Annotated in this window: 17 protein-coding genes; 11 read left to right on the forward strand and 6 right to left on the reverse strand. The window is 71.4% G+C overall.

All coding sequences use genetic code 11. The features are described from left to right. Positions 1-45: 45 nt before the first annotated feature. From ACFYXF_RS36315 to ACFYXF_RS36330, 4 genes are all read left to right on the forward strand, one after another. Positions 46-939, forward strand: coding sequence for a dihydrodipicolinate synthase family protein (locus tag ACFYXF_RS36315; RefSeq protein WP_389356209.1), 894 nt, complete (start codon positions 46-48; stop codon positions 937-939). A 48-nt stretch (positions 940-987) separates the two neighbouring features. Further along, positions 988-1,989, forward strand: a complete 1,002-nt coding sequence (locus tag ACFYXF_RS36320; RefSeq protein ID WP_389356210.1) for a proline racemase family protein — start codon at positions 988-990, stop codon at positions 1,987-1,989. Between the two features lie 89 nt (positions 1,990-2,078). Next, entirely contained in the window at positions 2,079-2,750 is a 672-nt protein-coding gene (locus ACFYXF_RS36325; protein WP_389356211.1) for a GntR family transcriptional regulator, read from the forward strand. A gap of 103 nt (positions 2,751-2,853) precedes the next feature. Then, positions 2,854-4,950 (forward strand): SpoIIE family protein phosphatase, encoded by a 2,097-nt coding sequence (locus tag ACFYXF_RS36330; RefSeq protein ID WP_389356212.1) that lies wholly within the window; start codon positions 2,854-2,856, stop codon positions 4,948-4,950. Between the two features lie 16 nt (positions 4,951-4,966). On the opposite strand, the gene ACFYXF_RS36335 is transcribed toward ACFYXF_RS36330, so the two are convergent. Then, a complete protein-coding gene (locus tag ACFYXF_RS36335) occupies positions 4,967-6,355 on the reverse strand; it encodes a lanthionine synthetase LanC family protein (RefSeq protein ID WP_389356213.1) in 1,389 nt (462 codons plus the stop codon). Between the two features lie 160 nt (positions 6,356-6,515). Between ACFYXF_RS36335 and ACFYXF_RS36340 the strand changes: the two genes are divergently transcribed. Both ACFYXF_RS36340 and ACFYXF_RS36345 read left to right on the forward strand, forming a co-directional pair. Next, positions 6,516-7,103: a TetR/AcrR family transcriptional regulator gene (locus ACFYXF_RS36340; RefSeq protein WP_389356214.1), complete on the forward strand. Its 588-nt coding sequence runs from the start codon at positions 6,516-6,518 to the stop codon at positions 7,101-7,103. Positions 7,104-7,475: 372 nt separating this feature from the next. After that, positions 7,476-10,286, forward strand: a complete 2,811-nt coding sequence (locus tag ACFYXF_RS36345; RefSeq protein WP_389356215.1) for an ATP-binding protein — start codon at positions 7,476-7,478, stop codon at positions 10,284-10,286. Positions 10,287-10,327: 41 nt separating this feature from the next. Here the strand turns inward: ACFYXF_RS36345 and ACFYXF_RS36350 are convergent, their stop codons facing one another. Beyond that, positions 10,328-10,627, reverse strand: a complete 300-nt coding sequence (locus ACFYXF_RS36350; protein WP_389356216.1) for a WhiB family transcriptional regulator — start codon at positions 10,625-10,627, stop codon at positions 10,328-10,330. Continuing rightward, positions 10,624-10,770, reverse strand: a complete 147-nt coding sequence (locus tag ACFYXF_RS36355; RefSeq protein WP_389356217.1) for a hypothetical protein — start codon at positions 10,768-10,770, stop codon at positions 10,624-10,626. The genes ACFYXF_RS36350 and ACFYXF_RS36355 overlap by 4 nt, the downstream gene beginning before the upstream one ends. A 210-nt stretch (positions 10,771-10,980) precedes the next feature. Here ACFYXF_RS36355 and ACFYXF_RS36360 point away from each other — a divergent pair, with 210 nt between their 5' ends. Next, positions 10,981-11,430, forward strand: coding sequence for an SsgA family sporulation/cell division regulator (locus ACFYXF_RS36360; protein WP_389356218.1), 450 nt, complete (start codon positions 10,981-10,983; stop codon positions 11,428-11,430). A gap of 40 nt (positions 11,431-11,470) precedes the next feature. On the opposite strand, the gene ACFYXF_RS36365 is transcribed toward ACFYXF_RS36360, so the two are convergent. The 3 genes from ACFYXF_RS36365 to ACFYXF_RS36375 form a co-directional block, all read right to left on the reverse strand. Beyond that, positions 11,471-13,000: a helix-turn-helix domain-containing protein gene (locus ACFYXF_RS36365; protein WP_389356219.1), complete on the reverse strand. Its 1,530-nt coding sequence runs from the start codon at positions 12,998-13,000 to the stop codon at positions 11,471-11,473. Positions 13,001-13,092: 92 nt separating this feature from the next. Next, on the reverse strand, positions 13,093-13,290 hold the full coding sequence (locus ACFYXF_RS36370; protein ID WP_369029479.1) for a DUF4236 domain-containing protein: 198 nt from the start codon (positions 13,288-13,290) through the stop codon (positions 13,093-13,095). Positions 13,291-13,341: 51 nt separating this feature from the next. Beyond that, on the reverse strand, positions 13,342-14,142 hold the full coding sequence (locus ACFYXF_RS36375) for an SDR family NAD(P)-dependent oxidoreductase (RefSeq protein WP_389356220.1): 801 nt from the start codon (positions 14,140-14,142) through the stop codon (positions 13,342-13,344). A gap of 85 nt (positions 14,143-14,227) precedes the next feature. Here ACFYXF_RS36375 and ACFYXF_RS36380 point away from each other — a divergent pair, with 85 nt between their 5' ends. From ACFYXF_RS36380 to acnA, 4 genes are all read left to right on the forward strand, one after another. Then, positions 14,228-15,079 carry a helix-turn-helix transcriptional regulator gene (locus ACFYXF_RS36380; RefSeq protein WP_389356221.1) on the forward strand — a complete coding sequence of 284 codons (852 nt, stop codon included), beginning with the start codon at positions 14,228-14,230 and terminating at the stop codon, positions 15,077-15,079. Positions 15,080-15,409: 330 nt separating this feature from the next. Continuing rightward, a complete protein-coding gene (locus ACFYXF_RS36385) occupies positions 15,410-16,894 on the forward strand; it encodes an SWIM zinc finger family protein (RefSeq protein ID WP_389356254.1) in 1,485 nt (494 codons plus the stop codon). Continuing rightward, a complete protein-coding gene (locus ACFYXF_RS36390; RefSeq protein ID WP_389356222.1) occupies positions 16,891-19,614 on the forward strand; it encodes a DUF6493 family protein in 2,724 nt (907 codons plus the stop codon). Before ACFYXF_RS36385 ends, ACFYXF_RS36390 begins: the two co-directional genes overlap by 4 nt. Before the next feature lie 262 nt (positions 19,615-19,876). After that, positions 19,877-22,591, forward strand: coding sequence for an aconitate hydratase AcnA (gene acnA / locus ACFYXF_RS36395; protein WP_389356223.1), 2,715 nt, complete (start codon positions 19,877-19,879; stop codon positions 22,589-22,591). The last annotated feature ends 18 nt before the right edge of the window (positions 22,592-22,609 follow it).

Genomic DNA, 22,609 nt, shown 5'->3' on the forward strand with positions numbered 1-22,609 from the left:
AAGAAGGGGCGCTTCTCCTCTGTATCTCGAAAGCTGGAGGTCTCTATGAGTACCCACACCCCCGTCTGGCGCGGCGTTCTCGTCGCAACCGCTCTGCCGTTGAACGACGATCTGAGCGTCAACTACGGCGCGTACGCCGATCATTGCCGTTGGCTCGTCGAGAACGGGTGTGACGGTGTCGTGCCCAATGGGTCGCTCGGTGAGTATCAGGTGCTCACCGTCGAGGAGCGGGTGAAGGTCGTCGAGACCGCTGTCGCCGCGATCGGCGGGGACCGGGTCATGCCCGGTGTCGCCGCCTACGGCTCCGCCGAGTCCGTCCGCTGGGCCGCGCAGGCCAAGGACGCCGGCTGCGCCGCCGTCATGCTGCTGCCGCCCAACGCCTATCGGGCCGACGAGCGTTCGGTGCTCGCGCACTACGCGGCCGTCGCCGAGGCCGGTATCGACATCGTGGCGTACAACAACCCCATCGACACCAAGGTCGACCTCACCCCCGAACTGCTGGCCAAGCTGCACGCGGCCGGGCTCATCAAGGGCGTCAAGGAGTTCTCCGGGGACACCCGGCGCATCTACCAGATCCAGGAACTCGCCCCGGAACTCGATGTGTTGATCGGTGCCGACGACGTCCTGCTGGAGCTGGCGACCGCCGGAGCGGTCGGCTGGGTCGCCGGGTATCCCAACGCCCTGCCCCGGGCCACTGTCGAGCTGTACCGCGCCGCCGTCGCGGGCGACCTGGCCACCGCCCTGCCGCTCTACCAGCAGCTGCACGCCCTCCACCGCTGGGACTCCAAGGTCGAGTTCGTGCAGGCGATCAAGTTGTCGATGGACATCGTGGGGCGCCATGGCGGTCCTGTTCGGCCGCCGCGCATGCCGTTGCTGCCCGAGCAGGAGAAGGCGGTCCGTGAGGCCACCGAGAAGGCCGTCGCCCTCGGCCTCGCCTGAACCGACGGCCCGCTGAACTGAGTTGGCACGACCTGAGAGGATCGCCCCATGCGCAGCAAGCTCGTCCTGCACGCCGTCGACTCGCACACCGAGGGCATGCCGACCCGGGTCATCACCGGCGGGATCGGCACCATCCCCGGCGACACGATGAACGAACGCCGGCTGTGGTTCCGCGAACACCGGGACGACGTACGGAACTTCCTGATGAACGAGCCGCGCGGGCACGCCGCCATGAGCGGGGCGATCCTCCAGCCGCCGACCCGGCCCGACTGCGACTACGGCGTCGTCTACATCGAGGTCTCCGGCTATCTGCCGATGTGCGGCCACGGCACGATCGGTGTCGCGACCGTGCTCGTCGAGACGGGCATGGTCCCGGTCGTCGAGCCGGTCACCACCATCCGGCTCGACACCCCGGCCGGGCTGGTCGTCGCCGAGGTGGCGGTGGAGGGCGGCGCGGCCAAGGCGGTCGCCATCCGCAACGTGCCTTCTTTCGCGGTGGAGTTGGAGAGGAAAGCGACCCTCGCCGACGGGCGCACGGTCACGTACGACCTCGCCTTCGGCGGGAACTTCTACGCCATCCTGCCCCTCGACGAGTTCGGCCTGCCCTTCGAGCGCGAGCGCAAGGACGACATCCTCGCCGCCGGACTCGCCCTGATGGACGCGATCAACGCCGACGGTCCCCCCGTACACCCGGAGAACCCGACCATCAACGGCGTCCACCACGTCTATCTGGCCGCCCCCGGCTCCGACGCGACCCGTTCCCGGCACGCGATGGCCATCCACCCCGGCTGGTTCGACCGCTCGCCCTGCGGCACCGGCACCTCCGCGCGCATGGCCCAGCTGCACGCGCGCGGTGAACTCCCGTTGCACCAGGACTTCTTGAACGAGTCCTTCATCGGTACGTCGTTCACCGGGCGGCTCGTCGAGAGCACCGAGGTAGCCGGGCGGCCCGCCGTGGTGCCCACGATCACCGGGCGGGCCTGGGTCACGGGCACCGCCCAGTACCTGCTGGACCCGGACGATCCGTTCCCGGCCGGCTTCGTACTCTGACATCCCCACGAATCAACGAGTTCCGCCGAATCAACGAGTTCCGACGAATCATCGGGTTCCAAGTTCCGAGATCCATCCAGGAGAAACCCATGGCCGCTCAGCCCACCGGGCCCGCCCTGCCCAGCCTCGGCGGGCCGCGGCCCAGTTACCGGGCGAGCGTCGCCGACGCGCTGCGGGCCGCGCTCGTCGCCGGTGAACTGCGGCCGGGCGAGGTCTACTCGGCGCCCTCGCTCGCCGCCCGTTTCGGCGTCTCGGCGACCCCGGTGCGCGAGGCCATGCTCGACCTGGTGAAGGAGGGCATGGTCGATCCCGTGCCCAACAAGGGGTTCCGGGTCACCACGGTGTCCGAGCGGCAGCTCGACGAGTACACCCACGTCCGGTCGCTGATCGAGATCCCGACCACCGTCGGTCTCGCCGCGACCGCCGACCCGGCCGCCCTGGAGGCGCTGCGCACCTACGCGGAGGAGAGCGTGGCCGCCGCCGACAGCGGCGATCTCATCGCCCATGTCGAGGCCGACCGCCGCTTCCACCTCGGTCTGCTCGCCCTGGCGGGCAACGAGCATCTCGTCGAGGTCGTCGGCGACCTGCGCAAACGGTCCCGGCTGTACGGGCTGACCGCGCTGGCCGAGCGCGGTCTGCTGAAGTCCACCGCCGAGGAGCACCTGGAGATCCTCGACGCGCTCCTCGCCCGGGACGCGGAACGCGTACGGACCGTGATGACCAGGCATCTGGGCCATGTCAGGGACGACTGGGCCCACTGAATCACCTGTTGAATCTCCTGTACAAAAGGCGTACGCGAACTCACCGTGCGCGTTCGGACGTGTTCGGTTGTTGCCCTCCGGGCGGCGGGAGGACACTGAATCCATGGCCTCCGAGCACGCGGACGACGAACATCAGGACGGACCCGACCTGGTGGAACAGGCGTTCCGGCAGGCGTCGTACTCGATGTCCGTGTTCGACATCGAGCAGCGGTACCGGCGGCTCAACGACGTGGCCTGCCAGGTGATGGGTGTAGAGGAGGACGCGCTGCTCGGCCGGGTCTTCCCGTACGGGGTCCCGGAGGACGTGGACTGGAAGGGCACGCTCCAGGCCCTGAAGGACGTGGCCGCGACGGGCAAGCCCGCGCACTACGAGAGCTTCACCCGGGCCCCCTCCGGCATCCGCGAGCACGCCTGGAACCTGGAGCTGTGGCCCGTCCGGGACGCCTCCGGCGAGGTGTGCGCGGTCGGGATGGCCGGGTTCGACAGCAGCGAGCAGCACTGGGCGCGGCAGCGGCTGGCGGTGCTCGACGAGGCGGCCGTCTCCATCGGCACCAGCCTGGACCTCGACCGCACCGCCCAGGAACTCGCCGACCTGGTCGTTCCCCGGTTCGCCGACTTCGCGAGCGTCGACCTGCTGGAGGCGGTCATGCGTGGCGACGAGCCCGCCGAGGCCGGCCCGGACGGCGAGGTCGTGCTGCGTCGCCTCGCCCACGCCTCCGGCTCGGAGTGGGAGCCCGGCGCGGTGATGGGGCTGGGCGCCACGGACACGTACCCGCCGTACTCCCCGCCCGCCCGGGCGCTGCGTACCGGGCAGACGGTGCTCAGCCGCAGCGGCGCCCCCGACTTCGACCACTGGATGGCGAGCGCGCCCGAACGGGCCGAGAGCCTGCGCGGAACCGTCGTCACCTCGCTGGTGGCGGTGCCGCTCATCGCACGCGGTACGACACTCGGGGTCGCCGTACTGCTGCGCACCCGGCCCGACGTCTTCAACGAGGACGACTTCGTGCTGGCGAAGGAGCTGGCGAGCCGTGCCGCCCTCTGCGTCGACAACGCCCGCCGCTTCACCCGCGAGCGCACCACCGCCCTCGCCCTCCAGGAGAGCCTGCTGCCGCGCGGCCCGTCCCGGCAGTCGGCGGTGGACGTCGCCTCCCGCTATCTGCCGACCGACTCCCGCGCGGGCGTCGGCGGCGACTGGTTCGACGTCATCCCGCTGTCGGGCGCGCGCGTCGGCCTGGTCGTCGGCGATGTGGTCGGCCACGGCATCCAGGCCTCGGCGACCATGGGCAGACTGCGTACGGCGGTCCAGACCCTCGCCGATGTCGACCTGCCGCCCGACGAACTCCTGGCTCATCTCGACGACCTGGTCCTGCGGCTCGCCGCCGACGACGACAGTGACGCGAGCGACGCGCGGATCGGCGCAGGCGCCACCGGGGCGACCTGTCTGTACGCCGTCTACGACCCGGTCTCCCGCGAGCTGGCCGTCGCCAGCGCCGGCCATCCGCCGCCCGTGCTGGTCCTGCCGGACGGCGACACCCGGGTCGTGGACGTCGCCGTCGGGCCGGTGCTCGGGGTGGGCGGCCTGCCCTTCGAGACCACCGAGAGCCAGCTGCCCGAGGGCACCCTCGTCGCCCTGTTCACGGACGGGCTGGTGGAGGCCACCGAACGTGACGCGGACCTGGGGATCGCCCTGCTCGCCCGGACCCTGGCCGACGGGGACACCGTCCGGATCCCGCTGGAGGACCGCTGCGACCAGGTCCTCTCCGCCCTGCTGCCGACGCACCCGAGCGACGACGTGGCCCTGGTGCTGGCTCGCACCCGCGCCCTGGACGCCGACCACGTCCGCGTCTGGGACCTGCCCGCCGACTTCGAGGTGGTCGCCGAGGCCCGCAGACGCGCCGTCACACAGCTGACCGAGTGGGGACTGGACGAGGCCGCGTTCGTCACCGAACTGGTCGTCAGCGAACTGGTCACCAACGCGATCCGCTACGGCGCCGACCCGATCCAGCTCCGGCTGATCCACGACCGTACGCTCATCTGCGAGGTCTCCGACGGCAGCTCCACCTCACCGCATCTGCGCCGGGCCAGGATCTCCGACGAGGGCGGCCGGGGTCTCCTCCTCGTCGCCCAGCTCACCACCAGCTGGGGCACCCGGCACACCAGGAACGGCAAGACGATCTGGGCGGAACAGGCCCTGACCTGACCGCTCCCGCCCAGGCTCAGGAGACGGTCGTACCGCCTGGAGTGGTGCGCAGCCGCTCCGGGACCGCCCACCACTGGTCCGGACGGTCCACCACCGCGGCCTCCGGTCCCGTCTCGAGGAACCGGGCGAGCCGGAACAGATACGCCGCGATGCCCGCCGCGCCCTGCATCCAGGCGGTGCCCGGGGGCAGCAGCGGATCCTCCTGGCGGTACTCGACGAAGCGCCAGCGGGCGCCCGCCCCGTCCCGGATCGCCCGCTCCACCAAGGCGTCGCCCATCACACGGGCCGCCTGGACGAGCGTCTGCGCGGTGTCCGTTTCCGGGGTGTCCTGTGCCGCGTCCAGGAGTATGTCGCCCACGCCCGCCGTGCCGCAGCAGCGGCCGTCGTTGTCCCAGAAGCCGGGGCGCAGCCGCCGCGGGACGCCCGAGGTGAGGATCGAGGTCAGACAGCGCTGCCGCAGCTCGCCGACGCCGAGCCCCGACACCTCCGCCACGCCCGCGTGGGCCAGCGCGGTGAACAGGTGCGAGGTGCCCGCCGGACCGTGGCACCAGGTGTACGTCACCGGCTCGACCTCCCGTTTCGACGGCGGGATCGTGTGCGGGACGACGAAGCCGCCGTCGTCCAACAGGCCCACGGACAGGACGTGTTGGGCCCCTTGTGCGGCGGCGTCGACGAAGTCCTTGCGGCCGAGCGCCGCCCCCGCCACAGCCAGCGCCGAGGCCACTCCGGCGGTGCCGTGGGAGTAGTTCGGCGCCCGCCACTCCGTGGTCGCCCCGATGCCCCAGTCCAGGCCCGCCGCCGTACGGTGCGCGACCCGCAGCAGTGCCTCGCAGCCCGTCGTCGCGATCGACTCCGCGTGCTCGCCGCCCGCCCAGACGGCGGTGAGCACCACACCCGCGGTGCCCATGATGATGTCGTTCAGGGGCGCGTCGGAACCGGCTTCGAACCCGACGGTGGTCCTCCAGCCGTCGGGGGCCGCCAGTTCGGCCAGCCGCCGCAGCGCGACCGACTCCGAGCCCGGTTCGAGCAGCCTCAGCGCGGTGACGTCGCCGGCCAGCCCCTCGTACAGCGAGGGTTCCGTCCGGTCCCGCGCCGTCGCCGACAGCCTGGCCACGATCCCGGCCGCCAACGACCGCTCCCGCAACGTGAGTTCGCGGTGCCGGGCGATCTCCGCCAGGACGGGGGCCAGGCCCGCGATGCCCGCGTACAGGGAGTCCCGGTCCTTCGCGGGGGAGGGGTCCGGACCGTCCTGCGCCGAGTCCTCGGACACCGTCACCGTCTCCGGCAGCCAGGGGCCGTCGTCGTCGCGGATCTGGTCGAGCACCCACGACCAGGCGGCTTCGCCCAACTCCCGATAGCTGTCGTACGAGTCGTTCGAGCTGCTTGATTCGTTCTTCTCCGGCACCCGGTCACGCTACCGCCGCACGCTCGCCGTCGGTAGGCGCCCACCGGCCGGGAAGGGGCAGAGGCCTAGGTCCATCGGCCGAGTCGGATCGGGACCGGGGTCGGGTGCCGGCCCCGGGGCGCGTCGCTACCGTGGGCGATCGGCCACGGTGAGGAGAGCAGTGACGCGGACGCCGGACGACGCCATCGTGGAGCGGGCCGATGCCACCCGCAACCGCGCCCGGCTGCTGGAGGCCGCCGCCCTGCTGGTCGCCGACCGGGGAGCGGAACATGTGACGATGCACGAGGTCGCGCGGGCGGCCGGGGTCGGAAAGGGCACGCTCTTCCGCCGGTTCGGCGACCGCGACGGACTCCTGCTGGCCCTGCTGGACGAAGCCGAGGCGGAGTTCCAGGAGGCGTACACCTCCGGCCCCCCTCCGCTGGGACCGGGAGCAGCGCCGCGAGAACGGCTGACGGCGTTCGGCTCCGCCCTGATCGATCGCATCACCGACGACGAGGACCTGGGTGCCGCGCTGGGCCGCCAGATCCTCTGCGAACGCCGTATCGCCTCGGACACCTGCCGCGCCTTCCAGCACCACGTCGAGTCGCTCCTGCGCGAGGCCGGGACCGAGGGGGACCACGCCGTACTCGCCCACGCCCTGCTCGCCTTCGTGAGCTTCGAGAGCGTGCACCACCTGCGCGGCGAGCGCCGGATCAGCGGCGCGCGGCTGCGGGCCACCTGGGCGGACCTGGTACGGCGGATGACCTGAGCGACGGGCACGGGCGGTGACGCGCACCCGGGGCGCCACCCCCGCCCACCCGACACTGTGTGCCGGCCGAGACCGGGCAGGCCTCTCCCATGCGCCGCGCCGCACCATGTAGAGCCCCGAACCCACCCGGTGCGTCGTCCGGCTGGGTGGAGTCCAGCGAGAACGTCCCGGTCGGGGCAGCGGGCTCGTGGCCGCTTTCGTCCTTCTGACAGACGGCCCGCCCACGGTGTGACAGCCGCCGAGGGGAAGCGCCTTGCGCCAGGACACCGAAACCCGAGAGCCGAGACGGACGTCACACCGGGCTTTCTGTCACGTATCGGCGGGCGGCTCCGGTCAGTAGGGGTGAATCCGCACCATGACACGGAGTTCACCGTGGAATCGCTTATCGACCATTACGGCAACCCACTCGCGGGGAAGAGCGGCAGCACCGGCATGCGCGCGATGATCGGCCGGGACGCGGAACTGCGAACCCTCCGGCGGGTGTTGGCGGACGCGGCGTCCGGGCACGGTGGCGCGCTGCTGGTCCACGGCACCGCCGGTGTCGGCAAGTCGGCTCTGCTGCGCACGGTCGGCGCCGAAGCCGCCGGGAGCGGTTTCAGGGTGCTGAGCGCGTCCGGCGTGGAGTCCGAGCTGTGGCTGCCGTTCGCCGCACTGCAACTGCTGCTGCAACCGGCCGCCGGCGGTATCGGGAACCTGCCGGCCCCGCACCGGCTGGCGCTGAGCAACGCGTTGAGCGCCACGGAGACCGAGCCCCAGATGTTCCAGGTCGGCATGGCCGTACTCGAACTGCTCGCCGACGCGGCCGACCGGCAGCCGCTTCTGCTGCTCGTCGACGACCTGCAGTGGATCGACTCGTCGAGCCGGGACGTGCTCAGGTTCGTCGCCCGGCGCACCCGCGACCTGCCCGTACTGATCATCGTCGCCTCCCGGATCCACTACCCCGAGTCGAACAGCCTGAGCGCGCACCCGGACCTCCATCTGGAACCGCTCGGCCGGACGGCCGCCGCCGAACTGCTCGACCTCGGCGCCCCCGGCCTGTCGGCGCCGATGCGGGCGCTCATTCTGGAGCGCGCGGCGGGCAACCCGCTGGCCCTCGTCGAGCTGCCCAAGGCGGTGAAGGGCATGCCCACGGAGCCGGACGAACTGCCGCTGCCGCAGCGGCTGGAGGAGGCGTTCGCCGCGCGTTCCGACTCGGCGAGCCGGGAGTGCCGTACGTTCCTCCTGGCTCTGGCCGCCGAGCCGAACGCCCCGCTGAACCGGCTGCTGAAAGCGTCGAGTCGCCTCGCCGGCTCGACGGTCTCCGTGGACACGCTGCAGGAGGCGGTCGACGCGGGCCTGGTGACCCTGATCGGCCGAACCCTCGAGTTCCGGCATCCGCTGATGCGCTCGGCGATCCACACCCGCGCCACGGTGGCCGATCGCCTGGCCGCCCACCGCGCCCTCGCGGCGGTGATGGACGACATGCCCGAGCGTCAGCTCATTCACCTGGCCGCCGCCACGCTCGGCCCCGACGAGGAACTGGCCGCCCGGCTCGAACGTTTCGCTGACGCGTCGCAGGCCCGGGGAAAGGTGGCGGCCGCCGTCCCGGCCCTGCGTCGGGCGGCCGACCTCGTCCACGACGCGCACCGCCGGACCGGCATCCTGATCCGGGCGGTGGAGCTGGCCAGCGAGATCAACGACCGCGTCCACACCCAGGCGCTGCTGGACCGCGCCGACATGCGCGAGCTGGGCCCACTGGAGCGGGCCCGCCTCATGGTCGTGTCCGACAAGGCCGCGTTCGACCCGGGCGAACCGAATCGACGTATCCGGGAGATGGTCACTACGGCGGCCGGGGCGTTCGACGCGGGAGGCGCGGACATCGCCGAGAACCTGCTGTGGCGTGCGGCCGCACGCTGTTTCTTCCAGGACGGCGACGCACAGGTGCGCGCCGGGACCGAGGCCGAACTGGCCCGCTGGAACCCCGATCCGGACGACCCGCATGTGCTGACGGTACGGGCGTACACCGAACCGTACCGACAGGGAGCCGAGGTGATCGCGCGGCTCGACGGCATCGAACCGGACAGCCAGGACGGCCGGATCCTGCACTTCCTCGGCAGCGGCGCGATGGTCCTGGGCGACACCACCCGCGCCGCCCGGTACCTGTCGCTGGCGGCCGGTGTGTGGCGGTCGCAGGGCAGGATCGGGCTGCTGGCCCGCTCGCTGGCCGGCAGCTGGCCGCGCGCGTACCTCGGTCAGCTCGACCGGGCCCGCGAGGAATCCGGCGAAGGGCTCGCCCTGGCCGAGGAGACCGGGGAACGGATCGTCTGGCTGGGCCTGAAGGCGACGGGGGGCCTGGTGGCGGCACTGCGCGGCGAGACCGAGGCCGCGACGCGTACGATCCGCGAACTGCGCGCCCACGCACTGTTCCCCGGGATGCCGTTCGCCACGGTGATGGCACAACAGGTCGACGGCCTGCTCGCCCTCTTCGACGGCCGTACGACCGAGGCGTACGACCTTCTCGCGCGCGCGTTCGATCCGGCGGACCCGCACTACCACTCGGTGAGCCGCTGGCTGCTCGCGCCGGACCTGGCGGACGCCGCGGTGGCCGCGGGCACTGTGCCGCAGGCCAGGGAACTGCTGGCGGAACTTCCAGCACTGGCCCGCCGACTGCCCTCGGAGATGATGGTGGTCGCGCACGCCTACACCGACGCCGTGCTGGCCCCGGACGACACGGCGGAGGAGCGCTACGCCGCGGCACTCACCGCGCTGCCGGCCGGCTGGGCGCTGTCGCGGGCCCGGCTGCACCTGCACCACGGCCGCTGGCTGCGCCGTCAACGCCGCAACGTGGACGCCCGGAACCCGCTGCGCGGTGCCCGCGACGAGTTCGACCAGGTCGGCGCCCAGCCCTGGGCCGAGCAGGCCCGCGAACAACTGCGCGCCGCCGGTGAGTCGAGCCGCCGACGGCACGCGAACACCGCCGAGCAGTTGTCGGCGCAGGAGATGCAGATTGCCGTACTGGCGTCACAGGGCCTGAGCAACCGGGAGATCGGCCGGCGCCTGTTCATCTCGCACCGCACAGTCGGTGCCCACCTGTACCGGATCTATCCACGCCTGGGCATCACGAGCCGGGGCAAACTCGCCGCCGTACTCGCCGCCCTCCATGAGGAACGGCCCGCGGCCACCTTCTCCGGCGGCCCGGAATGAGGTGGTGGCGGCGCCGCGCGGCGCCTTTGCGGAGCCGGGCATCAGCGGTCCGACCGGGGCTGCGACTCCACCGGAGGCCCGGTCGGTGAAGGTGGCCCGATGCGCATGAGTGTCGCGCGCGTCTCCTCGGTCAACCCGCCCCAGATGCCATGCCTTTCACGGTGGTTCAGCGCGTACCGCCGACAGGGAATCCGCACCGGGCACCGGCCGCAGATCGCCAACGCCCGCTGGACGGTGGCCTCGTCGTCCGGAAGCGGGAAGAAGGTCTCGATGCCGGAGCCGCGGCAGTGTGCGGCCTTCCACCAGCTCATCGCCGAGCGGGTGCTCAGTGCCGTCGTCATCCCATCTCCTCCAGCTTCCTGCCGTTGATCTCGCGCACCGGACCGGCGACGAGGACGAAGGAGAGCGGCGCGAAGCCCGTGTACATGCCGTAGGCGGACGACAGGCTCCCGAGGAGTGGGGACGCGCACGGGGAGATCGTCACGGCGTTCCTCTCATCGTGTCCAGGGACACCTCAGCCTCTGTGTTCCGGCGACGAGTTGCTTGAGTCGTTCGACTGCGTCCCGTACCGGCAGTCGAACGCGGAAGGCCGCCGAGTCATTTGACTGATGACGGAACTTTCCGCGCCCCTGAGGATCGTGAGGCGATGACTCGCGCAGCCCCTTGATCGCACCGGTTACCGAGCGGTGATGTGATGAGAGAACACGACAGTCTCACTCTGGTGGTGTCCCGGATCCTGGTCCGCCTGGTCGTCGCCCAGGGGGTGGACCGGCCCGTGATGGTCGATCTCTGTTACAAGTGCACCGATCCGTACGCGGTGTCCCTGACGTTCCACGTGAGTGCCGATGACACCGTGCGCTGGGTGTTCGGCCGCGATCTCCTCCTGAACGGACAGCACGGGCTCACCGGCGCCGGCGACGTCCAGGTCTGGCCGTCACGATGCTCATGGGTCAAGAAGACGTGCATCGCACTGCGCCAGTCCCCGAATCGGGACGCGGTCGTCGTGGCAGCCTCGGCGCGAACCCTGGACGCCTTCCTCCTGCGAACCCTCGAGGTGGTGCCCGCGGGCACCGAGGACCGCCACCTGGACCTGGACGGAACCGTCCATCAACTCCTGGGCGGCCCCGGAGAGCCGCGTCGATAGGCGCTGCCACGCGCGGTGGCAGTGCCTTCTCGGAAAACCGTCAGATGTCCCGGAAGATCTCGATCTGCGCCCCCACCGAGTTCAGCCGCTCCGCCAGATCCTCGTACCCCCGGTTGATGACGTACACGTTCCGCAGCACGGACGTGCCGTCGGCCGCCATCATCGCCAGCAGGACCACCACCGCCGGTCGCAGTGCGGGCGGGCACATCATCTCGGCCGCTCGCCAGCGGGTCGGGCCCTCCACCAGGACCCGGTGCGGGTCGAGTAGCTGGAGGCGGCCGCCGAGGCGGTTCAGGTCGGTGAGGTAGATCGCGCGGTTGTCGTAGACCCAGTCGTGGATGAGGGTCTTGCCCTGGGCCGACGCCGCGATGGCCGCGAAGAACGGCACGTTGTCGATGTTCAGGCCCGGGAACGGCATCGGGTGGATCTTGTCGATCGGCGCCTCCAGCTTGGAGGGCCGGACCGTCAGGTCGACCAGCCGGGTACGGCCGTTGTCGGCGACGTACTCGTCCGTACGGTCGTGGTCGAGCCCCATCTCCTCCAGGACCGCCAGTTCGATCTCCAGGAACTCGATCGGCACCCGGCGCACGGTCAGTTCGGACTCGGTGACGACCGCCGCCGCCAGCAGGCTCATCGCCTCGACCGGGTCCTCGGAGGGGGAGTAGTCGACGTCCACGTCGATGATCGGTACGCCGTGCACGGTGAGCGTCGTCGTGCCGATGCCCTCGACCCGTACGCCCAGCGCCTCCAGGAAGAAGCACAGGTCCTGGACCATGTAGTTGGAGGACGCGTTGCGGATCACGGTCGTGCCGTTGTGGCGGGCCGCCGCGAGCAGCGCGTTCTCCGTCACGGTGTCGCCGCGCTCGGTCAGCACGATCGGGCGGCCGGGGGAGACCGAGCGGTCGACCTGGGCGTGGTAGAGCCCCTCGGTCGCCGTGATGTCGAGCCCGAACCGGCGCAGCGCGATCATGTGCGGTTCGATGGTCCGCGTACCGAGGTCGCAGCCGCCCGCGTACGGCAGCTGGAAGCGGTCCATACGGTGCAGCAGCGGGCCGAGGAACATGATGATCGAGCGCGTACGGCGGGCCGCCTCGGCGTCGATGGCCTCCATGTCCAGCTCGGCCGGCGGCACGATCTCCAGGTCGACGCCGTCGTTGATCCACCGCGCGCGTACGCCGATCGAGCCGAGTACCTCCAGGAGGCGGTACACCTCCTCGATGCGGGCGACCCGGCGCAGCACTGTGCGCCCCCTGTTGAGCAGGGAGGCGCACAGCAGCGCGACACACGCGTTCTTGCTGGTCTTGACGTCGATCGAGCCGGAGAGGCGGCGACCGCCGACCACCCGCAGATGCATCGGACCCGCGTACCCCAGGGAGACGATCTCGCTGTCGAGCGCTTCACCGATTCGGGCGATCATCTCAAGGCTGATGTTTTGATTGCCGCGCTCGATGCGGTTGACGGCGCTCTGGCTGGTGCCGAGTGCGTCGGCGAGCTGCGTCTGTGTCCAGCCCCGATGCTGCCTGGCGTCACGGATGAGCTTGCCGATACGTACGAGGTAGTCGTCTGCCATGGGGTTGAGGCTATCTCAGATATGAGATGGCGCCTTCTGGGGAGTCCGTGCGGGTGACGTACCGTCAGGTACTTGTGGTTCCCGGCCGTTCGTCAGTGGCGCTTCTTGGTGCGTGTGCGGCGCCAGCCGAACGGTCCGGGCAGGTCCATCGAGGTCGTACGGCGTCCCGTGCTGCTGTGGGTACGCCGCGGCCCGTGGTCGCCGCCGGACGTGATCGACCAGGAGCGCCTGTTGATGTTCAGCCGGACGCCCGGGAGGATCCGGAAACTCTTGCGGAATGTGAGTGCCATGGGCGTCGGGTACCCCGGATCGGCGTGGTGATGGCCACAACGCCCCTCCTTTCAGGCGCCCGCGCCGCCGTCGACCGGCACGATCGCGCCCGTCACCATCGAGGCGCGGTCGCTGAGCAGCCACGCCGCGACCTCGGCCACCTCGTGGGGCTCGGCCATGCGGCCGAGCGGGATCGACGTGGTGATGCGCTCGACGATGCCCGGGGTGGCCGCCTCCCACGCGTCGATCATCTCCGTGGCGGTGCCGCCGGGGGTGATGCCGTTCACCCGGATGCCCTCAGGGCCCCAGGTCGCGGCAGCGGTCTCGGTGATGCTGTTGAGCGCGCGCTTCATGGCGCCGTACGCGGGCAGAGCCGGGTTCGCGCGGCGGCTGCCGATGCTCGACGTGTTGACGATCGCCCCGCCACCGCCACGTCGCATGAGTGCGGCCTCGGCGTTCATGGCCGTCCAGTGCGAGCGGAAGTTCACGGCGAACTGCTCGTCGATGTCGTCGTCGCTCGTGGTGTCGAGCGGGCCGGGATGCTGGATCGTCGCGCCGTTGTTGAAGGCGCCGTCGAGCCGTCCGTGCAGCTCCTCCACGTGGTCGACCGCCGCGCGGATGCTCGTACGGTCGGCGAGGTCCAGGGTGACCGTGTCGGCGGTGCCCCCGTCGGCGCGGATCTCGGTGACGAGGTCGTCGAGGGCCTTGGTGCTGCGGGCGGCGAGTACGACGGCGGCGCCCTCGGCGGCGAAGAGCCGGGCCGCGGCCGCCCCGATGCCACGGCTGGCGCCGGTGATGAGCACGACCTTGCCGGTGAGCAGGCCGATGGGGGTGGGGGTGGGGGTGGGGGTGTTGTTGTTGTCGGTTGTCATGCCAACAGAGTGCGCGGCCCCAGATCCCGGAGACAGGCACAAGCGGTACCAGGCTCCGTCGCCGATCGGGGTGCAGACTCGGGGTATGGACAAGCAGGAACTAGGGGCGTTCCTCCGCAGCCGTCGCGAGCGGCTGCGGCCGGAGGACGTCGGCCTTCCCTCCGGACCGCGACGCCGGACACCGGGGCTGCGCCGTGAGGAGGCCGCGGTTCTCGCGCACATCTCCACGGAGTACTACGTCAGGCTCGAACAGGGCAGGGCGCCACGGCCGTCGGGCGAGGTCCTCGCCGGGATCGCGGGCGCGCTGCGGCTCACCGACGCCGAGTCCGACCACCTCCACGTCCTCGCGGGCACCGCGCCGATCCGCACCCGGCTGCACCGGCGCGACGTCCGCCCGAGCGTCCTCGCGCTCCTCGAACGGCTGCCGCGGACGGCCGGGTTCGTCGTCTCCGCCGCGTTCGAGGTGCTCGCGTGGAACGACCTCGCGGCCGCGCTCATGGAGGACTTCGCCCAACTCGCCCCCGAGGAGCGCAATCTCGCGCGCCGGGCGTTCCTCGGACCGACGCGACCCGACACACCGCTGTACGGGATCTCCGACGCGGCCGAGTTCCGGCACCACGTCGTGATGGAACTCCGCGCCACCCTTGCCCGGTACCCCTCCGATCCCGCGGTGACCGGCCTCGTCGACGAACTCCGGGACGGCAGCCCCGACTTCGCGCGGCTCTGGGAGCGACACGACGTACAGGCCGCGCCGATGCTCACGAAGACCTTCCGCCACCCCGTCGTCGGGGAGGTCACCGTCGACTGCGACAGACTCACGCTCACGGACCGCGACCAGCATCTCGTGCTCTACAGCGCGCCGCCGGGTTCCCCTGGCGCGGAGGCGCTGGCGCTTCTGGACGTGCTGGGGGCCGAGGCCGGCGAATATCGGCGCTGAGCGCTCCGCCGGATGTGCCGTGACGGGTTGTCTTTCGGCTGCGGCACCGTCGTGGCTGGTCGCGCCCACGCGGCGGTAGCCGCAAATTCAAGGCAGCCCCGCGCCCCTTGGCCGCGTCGCCGGACCGCGGTCGACTTCACCGGGTCCGATCGGCGCCGCGGTCGGATGTCCGGCCACGGCGAACACCGTCGCAGGCCGGGGCGACTTGCCGATCCGGTCGCCGGGGTGCCCCTCCCGACACGGCCGGTTGCCCGAGTGGCCGGAGGCAGGGGGCTTCCCCTCGGCCCGGTGTCAGTCCTCGGCCGTAGCGTGTGCCGCGTGACCCAACTCATGCAGACCTACTCCTACTTACGGCCCTCGGCCGTGCACGAGTCCACGGCCGGACGTACCCTCGCGCTGGAGACCTCCGGCGGTGCCACCCCGGCCGGAGAGGCGGCCAACCCCCGGTTCTTCAGCGGGTTCCTGACCGCGCCGACCGCCGCCGCGACGGCGTTGCTCGCGGTCGCCGACGTGGCCGCCGCCCGCTACTACCGGCCGGGCGGCGGGGCCTCGCTCGATCCGGTGGTGACGGCCGACGGCGACCGGCTGCGGCTGGAGTCCTTCTCCGGCTGCTGCGGGGTGTACGCCCGGCTCGACGTCCTCGCGCCCGGCCTCGACGGCGACGACGTCGGCCACGGCACCACGAACGTGGACGTCAACCCGCCGCTGCGGCGGGCGCTGGCCGGGCTCGGTGGGTTCGACCCGCTTCATCTGGCCGTCGGGCCCGAGGAGTTGACCGTCAAGACCTTCGACGGTGAGTTCGTGGAGAAGAAGGTCCCGCTGCCGGAGCGCTGGCTGCGCGGCTTCGCCGAGGCCCAGGTGCTGGCGGCGGGCTTCGCCCTTCGCGCCGAGGTGCCCGCTGTGGAGGCGGCGGCCCTGCTGCGGGCGCTGCCCCGGCCGACCCAGCGCTCGGACGCCCGTACGACCCGCTGGGTGGTGCCCGCCGGCCGCACCCTGCGTCCCACGACCAGGCCGGCACCAGGGGCCGTGTGCCTGCCAGGGCCCGAGCGGCTGCTGACCCTCCGGACGGTCCTGCGGCACGCGACGACCGTACGAGTGTACGCGCCGGCCGCCGTCGACTCCCCGGACGGGACGACCTCCGTCACCTGGGAGGTCGAACTGCCGGGCATGCGGCTGACGTTGATGCTCTCCCAGAGTGCCTCGCGCGGCTTCTCCGGCGAGGGCGGAGTGCTGAACGACCTCGCCAGCGGACCCTCGGTAGCGGACGCGGAACGGGTCGCCGAACTGCTGGCCTGGGAACCGCGGATCGACGTCACCGAACTGTCGACGCAGACAGGCCTGCCCGCCGACCGTGTACGCGCCGCACTGACCATGCTCGGCACGTCCGGCCAGATCGGCTACGACCTCGCAGAGGAGGCGTACTTCCACCGCCACCTGCCCTACCGGGCGGGCGCCGCCGAGACCCGCAACCCCCGGCTGCGCGGCGCACGGGCACTCGTCGCGGACGGCGCGGTACGCCTCGACGGCCCGCTGGCCCGCGTAGGAAAGGGCGACGACGCCCACGTGGTCCGCACCGACGACGAGTCGGGCCGACTGAGCTGCACCTGCTTCTGGTGGGCGAAGTACCGGGGCGGACGCGGCCCGTGCAAACACGTACTCGCGACGGGCATCGCGCGGGGCACGACGGCGGACACGGAAGCGGAAGCTGCCGTGGAAGCCGTGGGGTCGGCTTCCGCCGTGGGGTCGGCTTCCGCCCCGCCCCCACCTTCACCAACAGCCACAACAACCCCCGCACGATCGGAGACCGCCCGATGAACCTGGTCCACCTCGCGGAAGCGGGCGATGTCGATGCGGTGCTCCGGGAACTCGCCGCTCTGACGCCGGACGAGCGTGCGGCGCAGGCCGAGGCGCTGGAGGTGCGGCGCGCGACGCTGCGGGCCGGGTGGTTCCATGATGTTCCGGAGGAGAGGAAGGCCGCGCAGCTCGCCGCCGAATTCGGCTGCCGGACCGATCCCGCGGCCGCGGCCGACTGGATTCTGCGGCCCGAGAACGACAGGCACGCGGTTCGGCTGCCCCTCGATGGCGTCTGGGTGCTCGACGTCGTGAACCTCCACCCCGTCGCCTGGCGGGCGGAGCTCGCTGCACAGCTCGCCGATCGGTTGACCCCCGGGCAGGGCCTCAGATCCGACCTCGTCGAACACCTCGTCCTCGACACGGGCTGTCCCGTCCCAACCACCGACGGGTTCATCGACAACTGGCTGCGCTGGCGCGACAGCACCTGGACGCATCCCGCACATCTGCGCGGCGGGCCCCGGCCCGGCGCCACCTTCCTGGAGCGGCTGCGCGCGGACGATCTGACGCCGCTGCTCCTCCCGCTGGTGCTGGAGCGACCGGGCGTGCACCTCGGCGCGGGCTCGTTCCACCACATGCTCGCCAGGAGAGGCCTGGCGTACATCTTGGAGGACACCAGGCTGGGCGTGTTCATCAGCCTCTCCAGGGAAGGCAAGGAGGACCTGGTGGACCGCGCCGCGCTGGTCCGGCGGGTCTTCGCCGACCTGGCCGCCGCCGGCTGGGGGCGGGACGCCGCTGTCGCGCTCACCCAACTCGCCCTCACCCCGGCGGAACACGCCTCCACCGCCCGCGAACGCGTCGCGCTCGCCGAGCCGTTGGTCGCCCAGCTGCTCCAGGACGGCACGCGCGACGAGACCGCGCCGCCGCTCGCGTATCTGCGAGCCCTGGCCCTCACCCCGGCCGAGAACGCCCCCGCCCTCCGGGACCATGTGGCACTGCTCGACCTGTCGATGCCGGTGGCCGCCTACGCCCAGGAGGTCCTGCTCGGCCTGGACGAGGCCGGGCTGCTGGAGCCCGACGTACTCACCGAGGTGTGCGAACGGGTCCTGCTACGCCCCGAGAAGAAGCTGGTCCGCGCCCAGCTCACCCGGCTCGACCGCGCGGCCCGGAAGGACCCCGCACGCGCCGCCCGGACCGTGCTCGACGCCGCGACGGCCCTCGACCACCGGGAGGTCGACCTCCAGGAGCGCGCCCTCGACGTGATCGCCCGGCACATCGAGGCCGCGGGCGACTCCGTACTGCCCGAGCTGCGCACGGCCGCCGCACGGATCAACCCCGCCCTCGCGGGCCGGGCCGCCGAACTCCTCGGCACCGCACCGGACCGACTCACCGACCAGTACGCCGACACGCTGCCCGCCGTGCCCGAGCCCCGCCCGGTGCCCGGACCCGTCGAGACGGCCGTCGAGGTCGCCGAGGAACTCGCGGCGGCCGTCGCGAACCCCAAGGACGTGGTGACGTTCGAGCGTGTCCTGGACGGCCTGGTCCGCCACGCCCACCTCGACCGGGCCGCGCTGGCCAAGGCCCTGAAGCCGGTCATGCGCAAGGAACCCCGCGACGCCGTCGACGTCACCCAGGCCGACGTGTACGACGTGGCCAGGGCGCTGCGGGGCGACGAGCCGAGGCAGCGCCACTTCGCCTCCCGCTACAGGTCCGGCCACTCCTCCCCGGCCGGGGAGCTGCTGAGGGCGCGCCTGGCCGAGGCGATCGACATCATCGAGGCCGACGCACAGCCCTTCCTGCTGGCCGTGCCGACCGACGCCACGGGCGCGCTGGACGCCGCCGAACTCGTACAGCGGATCTCGGTGCTCGACGGGCTCGGCATCACACCCGCGCCGGTCGACCTGGCCCAGGCGCTGCTGCGCGTCACCCCGACCGCCGACGAGAAGGTGCTGAACGCGGCCGGGAAGCTGGGATCCGACGCCGGGCAGAGGCTGGCCCAGTGGCTGCGCGAGGGTGGTCTGCCGCACCAGGACTTCGCCCCCGAAGACGACGCCGACTCGGGCAAGCACCCGTCGGAGCTGGTGAAGCACATCCACCCCGAGCCGGCCTCCGGCCCCCCGCTGCTCCCGGCCGCCGAGAGCCTGGTCGGGCCGCACGAGAACAACGGCCTCTACGACCCGATGGTCCCCTTCTGGCTCGCCCAGCTGCCGCACCACCGCGAACTCGTGCTGGCCCGCGACTACTTCAGGTACCGCGTCTCCATGCGGGGCTGGGCCCACGCCCTGCCGTTCGCCGCGGAGTCCGGCGGCCCGGCGGGCTTCGCGCTGCACACGGCCGTGGCGTCCACCCTCGCGTACGACCAGCAGGGCGAGCGCGACGCGGCCGTGGACGCGCTCCTCGTGCTCGCCGGGCGGGGCCGGCTGGACACCGGCCTGCTCGGCCGTCGGCTGGCCGACATGCTGCGCGCCAACTGGGTCGAGGCGAACCGGGTGACCGCCTCCCTCCGGACGGCCGCCGAGTCGGGCGCGTACGCCACGATCTGGTCCGTGCTCGAAACCGCCTTGCCCCCTCTGCTGCGCGACCCCGTGGTCCGGGGCACCGGAGCACTGCTCGCCCTCGGCATCGACTGCGCCTCCCGCTGCGCGGCGAAGGGCGAGATACCCGAGGTCACGACGGCCGCCGCGCGCACCGGATCGAGCCAGGTGGCGAAGAACGCACGGCTCCTGCGCGACGTACTGGGCTGACCGGCTCGGCTCCGGGAAGGGGGCAGCGCGAAGCGGGGGTCATCGCACGGTCGGCCACATCACACGGCGGCCGGGCATGACCATCCGCCACCCATGTACTAGAGTTATCTCGACATCGAGATATCTGCCGGGCGTACCGCGGCCCACTCCACCGTCGGTCCAGCGGTAAGGCTTACCTAACTTAGCCTTACCTTAGCGGATCGGCCAAGCAGGCGTGGCGGCAGGATGCGGTGGAACGCGCACATCAATGAAGGAGACTGTCGTGTCGGCGAACAGCTTCGACGCCCGTAGCACGCTCAGCGTGGGCGACGAGTCGTACGAGATCTTCCGGCTGGACAAGGTGGAAGGCTCGGCTCGCCTTCCGTACAGCCTGAAGGTGCTGCTGGAGAACCTGCTCCGTACCGAGGACGGCGCGAACATCACCGCCGACCACATCCGGGCCCTCGGTGGCTGGGACTCGCAGGCGCAGCCCAGCCAGGAGATCCAGTTCACGCCCGCCCGCGTGATCATGCAGGACTTCACCGGCGTGCCCTGTGTCGTCGACCTCGCCACCATGCGTGAGGCCGTCAAGGAGCTCGGCGGCGACCCGGCGAAGATCAACCCCCTCGCCCCCGCCGAGCTGGTCATCGACCACTCCGTCATCGCTGACAAGTTCGGCACCAACGAAGCGTTCGCGCAGAACGTCGAGCTGGAGTACGGCCGCAACAAGGAGCGCTACCAGTTCCTGCGCTGGGGCCAGACGGCGTTCGACGAGTTCAAGGTCGTCCCGCCCGGCACCGGCATCGTCCACCAGGTCAACATCGAGCACCTCGCCCGGACCGTCATGGTCCGCAACGGCCAGGCGTACCCCGACACCCTGGTCGGCACCGACTCCCACACCACCATGGTCAACGGCCTCGGTGTGCTCGGCTGGGGCGTCGGCGGTATCGAGGCCGAGGCCGCGATGCTGGGCCAGCCCGTCTCGATGCTCATCCCGCGCGTCGTCGGCTTCAAGCTCACCGGTGAGCTGACCCCGGGTACGACCGCCACCGACCTCGTGCTGACCATCACCGAGATGCTGCGCAAGCACGGTGTGGTCGGCAAGTTCGTCGAGTTCTACGGCGAGGGCGTCGCCGCCACCTCCCTCGCGAACCGCGCCACCATCGGCAACATGTCGCCGGAGTTCGGCTCCACCGCCGCGATCTTCCCGATCGACGGCGAGACCATCAAGTACCTGAAGCTGACGGGCCGCGACGCCCAGCAGCTCGCGCTGGTCGAGGCGTACGCCAAGGAGCAGGGCCTCTGGCTGGACCCGGCCGCCGAGCCCGACTTCTCCGAGAAGCTGGAGCTGGACCTGTCGACGGTCGTCCCGTCGATCGCCGGCCCGAAGCGCCCGCAGGACCGTATCGTCCTCGCGAACGCCGCCGAGCAGTTCAAGTCGGACGTACGCAACTACGTCGCCGACGACGACGAGGCGGGCAAGGAGTCCTTCCCGGCCTCCGACTCCCCGGCCACCAGCAACGGCGTACCGACCAACCCGGTCACGGTCACCGCCGCCGACGGCTCGACGTACGAGATCGACCACGGCGCGGTGACGGTCGCGGCCATCACCTCCTGCACCAACACCTCGAACCCGTACGTCATGGTCGCCGCCGCGCTCGTCGCGAAGAAGGCCGTGGAGAAGGGCCTGACCCGCAAGCCGTGGGTCAAGACCACCCTCGCCCCGGGCTCCAAGGTCGTCACCGACTACTTCGACAAGGCGGGGCTCACCCCCTACCTCGACAAGGTCGGCTTCAACCTCGTCGGCTACGGCTGCACCACCTGCATCGGCAACTCCGGCCCGCTGCCGGAGGAGGTCTCCAAGGCCGTCAACGACCATGACCTCGCGGTCACTTCGGTCCTCTCCGGCAACCGCAACTTCGAGGGCCGGATCAACCCGGACGTCAAGATGAACTACCTGGCGTCCCCGCCGCTGGTCGTCGCGTACGCCCTCGCGGGTTCCATGAAGGTGGACATCACGCGCGACGCGCTGGGTGTGGACCAGGAGGGCAAGCCCGTCTACCTGGAAGACATCTGGCCGACCGAGGCCGAGGTCAACGACGTCGTGGCGAACGCCATCGGCGAGGACATGTTCAACAAGTCCTACCAGGACGTCTTCGCGGGCGACGCCCAGTGGCAGGCCCTGCCGATCCCCGAGGGCAACACCTTCGAGTGGGACGCGCAGTCGACGTACGTCCGCAAGCCCCCGTACTTCGAGGGCATGACGATGGAGACCACCCCGGTCTCGGACATCGCCGGCGCCCGCGTCCTCGCCAAGCTCGGCGACTCGGTCACCACCGACCACATCTCCCCGGCCGGCGCGATCAAGGCCGACACCCCCGGTGGCAAGTACCTCACCGAGCACGGTGTCGAGCGCCGTGACTTCAACTCGTACGGTTCCCGCCGTGGCAACCACGAGGTGATGATCCGCGGTACGTTCGCCAACATCCGTCTGCGCAACCAGATCGCGCCGGGCACCGAGGGCGGCTACACCCGCGACTTCACGCAGGACGGCGGGCCGGTCTCCTTCATCTACGACGCCTCGCGCAACTACATCGAGCAGGGCGTCCCGCTGGTCATCCTGGCCGGCAAGGAGTACGGCTCCGGCTCGTCCCGCGACTGGGCCGCCAAGGGCACCGCGCTCCTCGGCGTCAAGGCCGTCGTCGCCGAGTCGTACGAGCGCATCCACCGCTCGAACCTCATCGGCATGGGCGTCATCCCGCTCCAGTACCCGGCGGGCCAGTCCGCCGAGTCCCTCGGGCTGACCGGCGAGGAGACCTTCTCCATCGCCGGCATCACCGAGCTGAACGACGGCACCACCCCCGCCACGGTCAAGGTCACCACCGACACCGGTGTGGAGTTCGACGCGGTCGTCCGCATCGACACCCCCGGTGAGGCCGACTACTACCGCAACGGCGGCATCCTGCAGTACGTGCTGCGCAGCCTGATCACCAAGTAGGCCGAACGGCGAAAGGCC

It is taken from the genome of Streptomyces sp. NPDC002680 (genome assembly GCF_042889145.1).
GTDB lineage: Bacteria > Actinomycetota > Actinomycetes > Streptomycetales > Streptomycetaceae > Streptomyces > Streptomyces adonidis.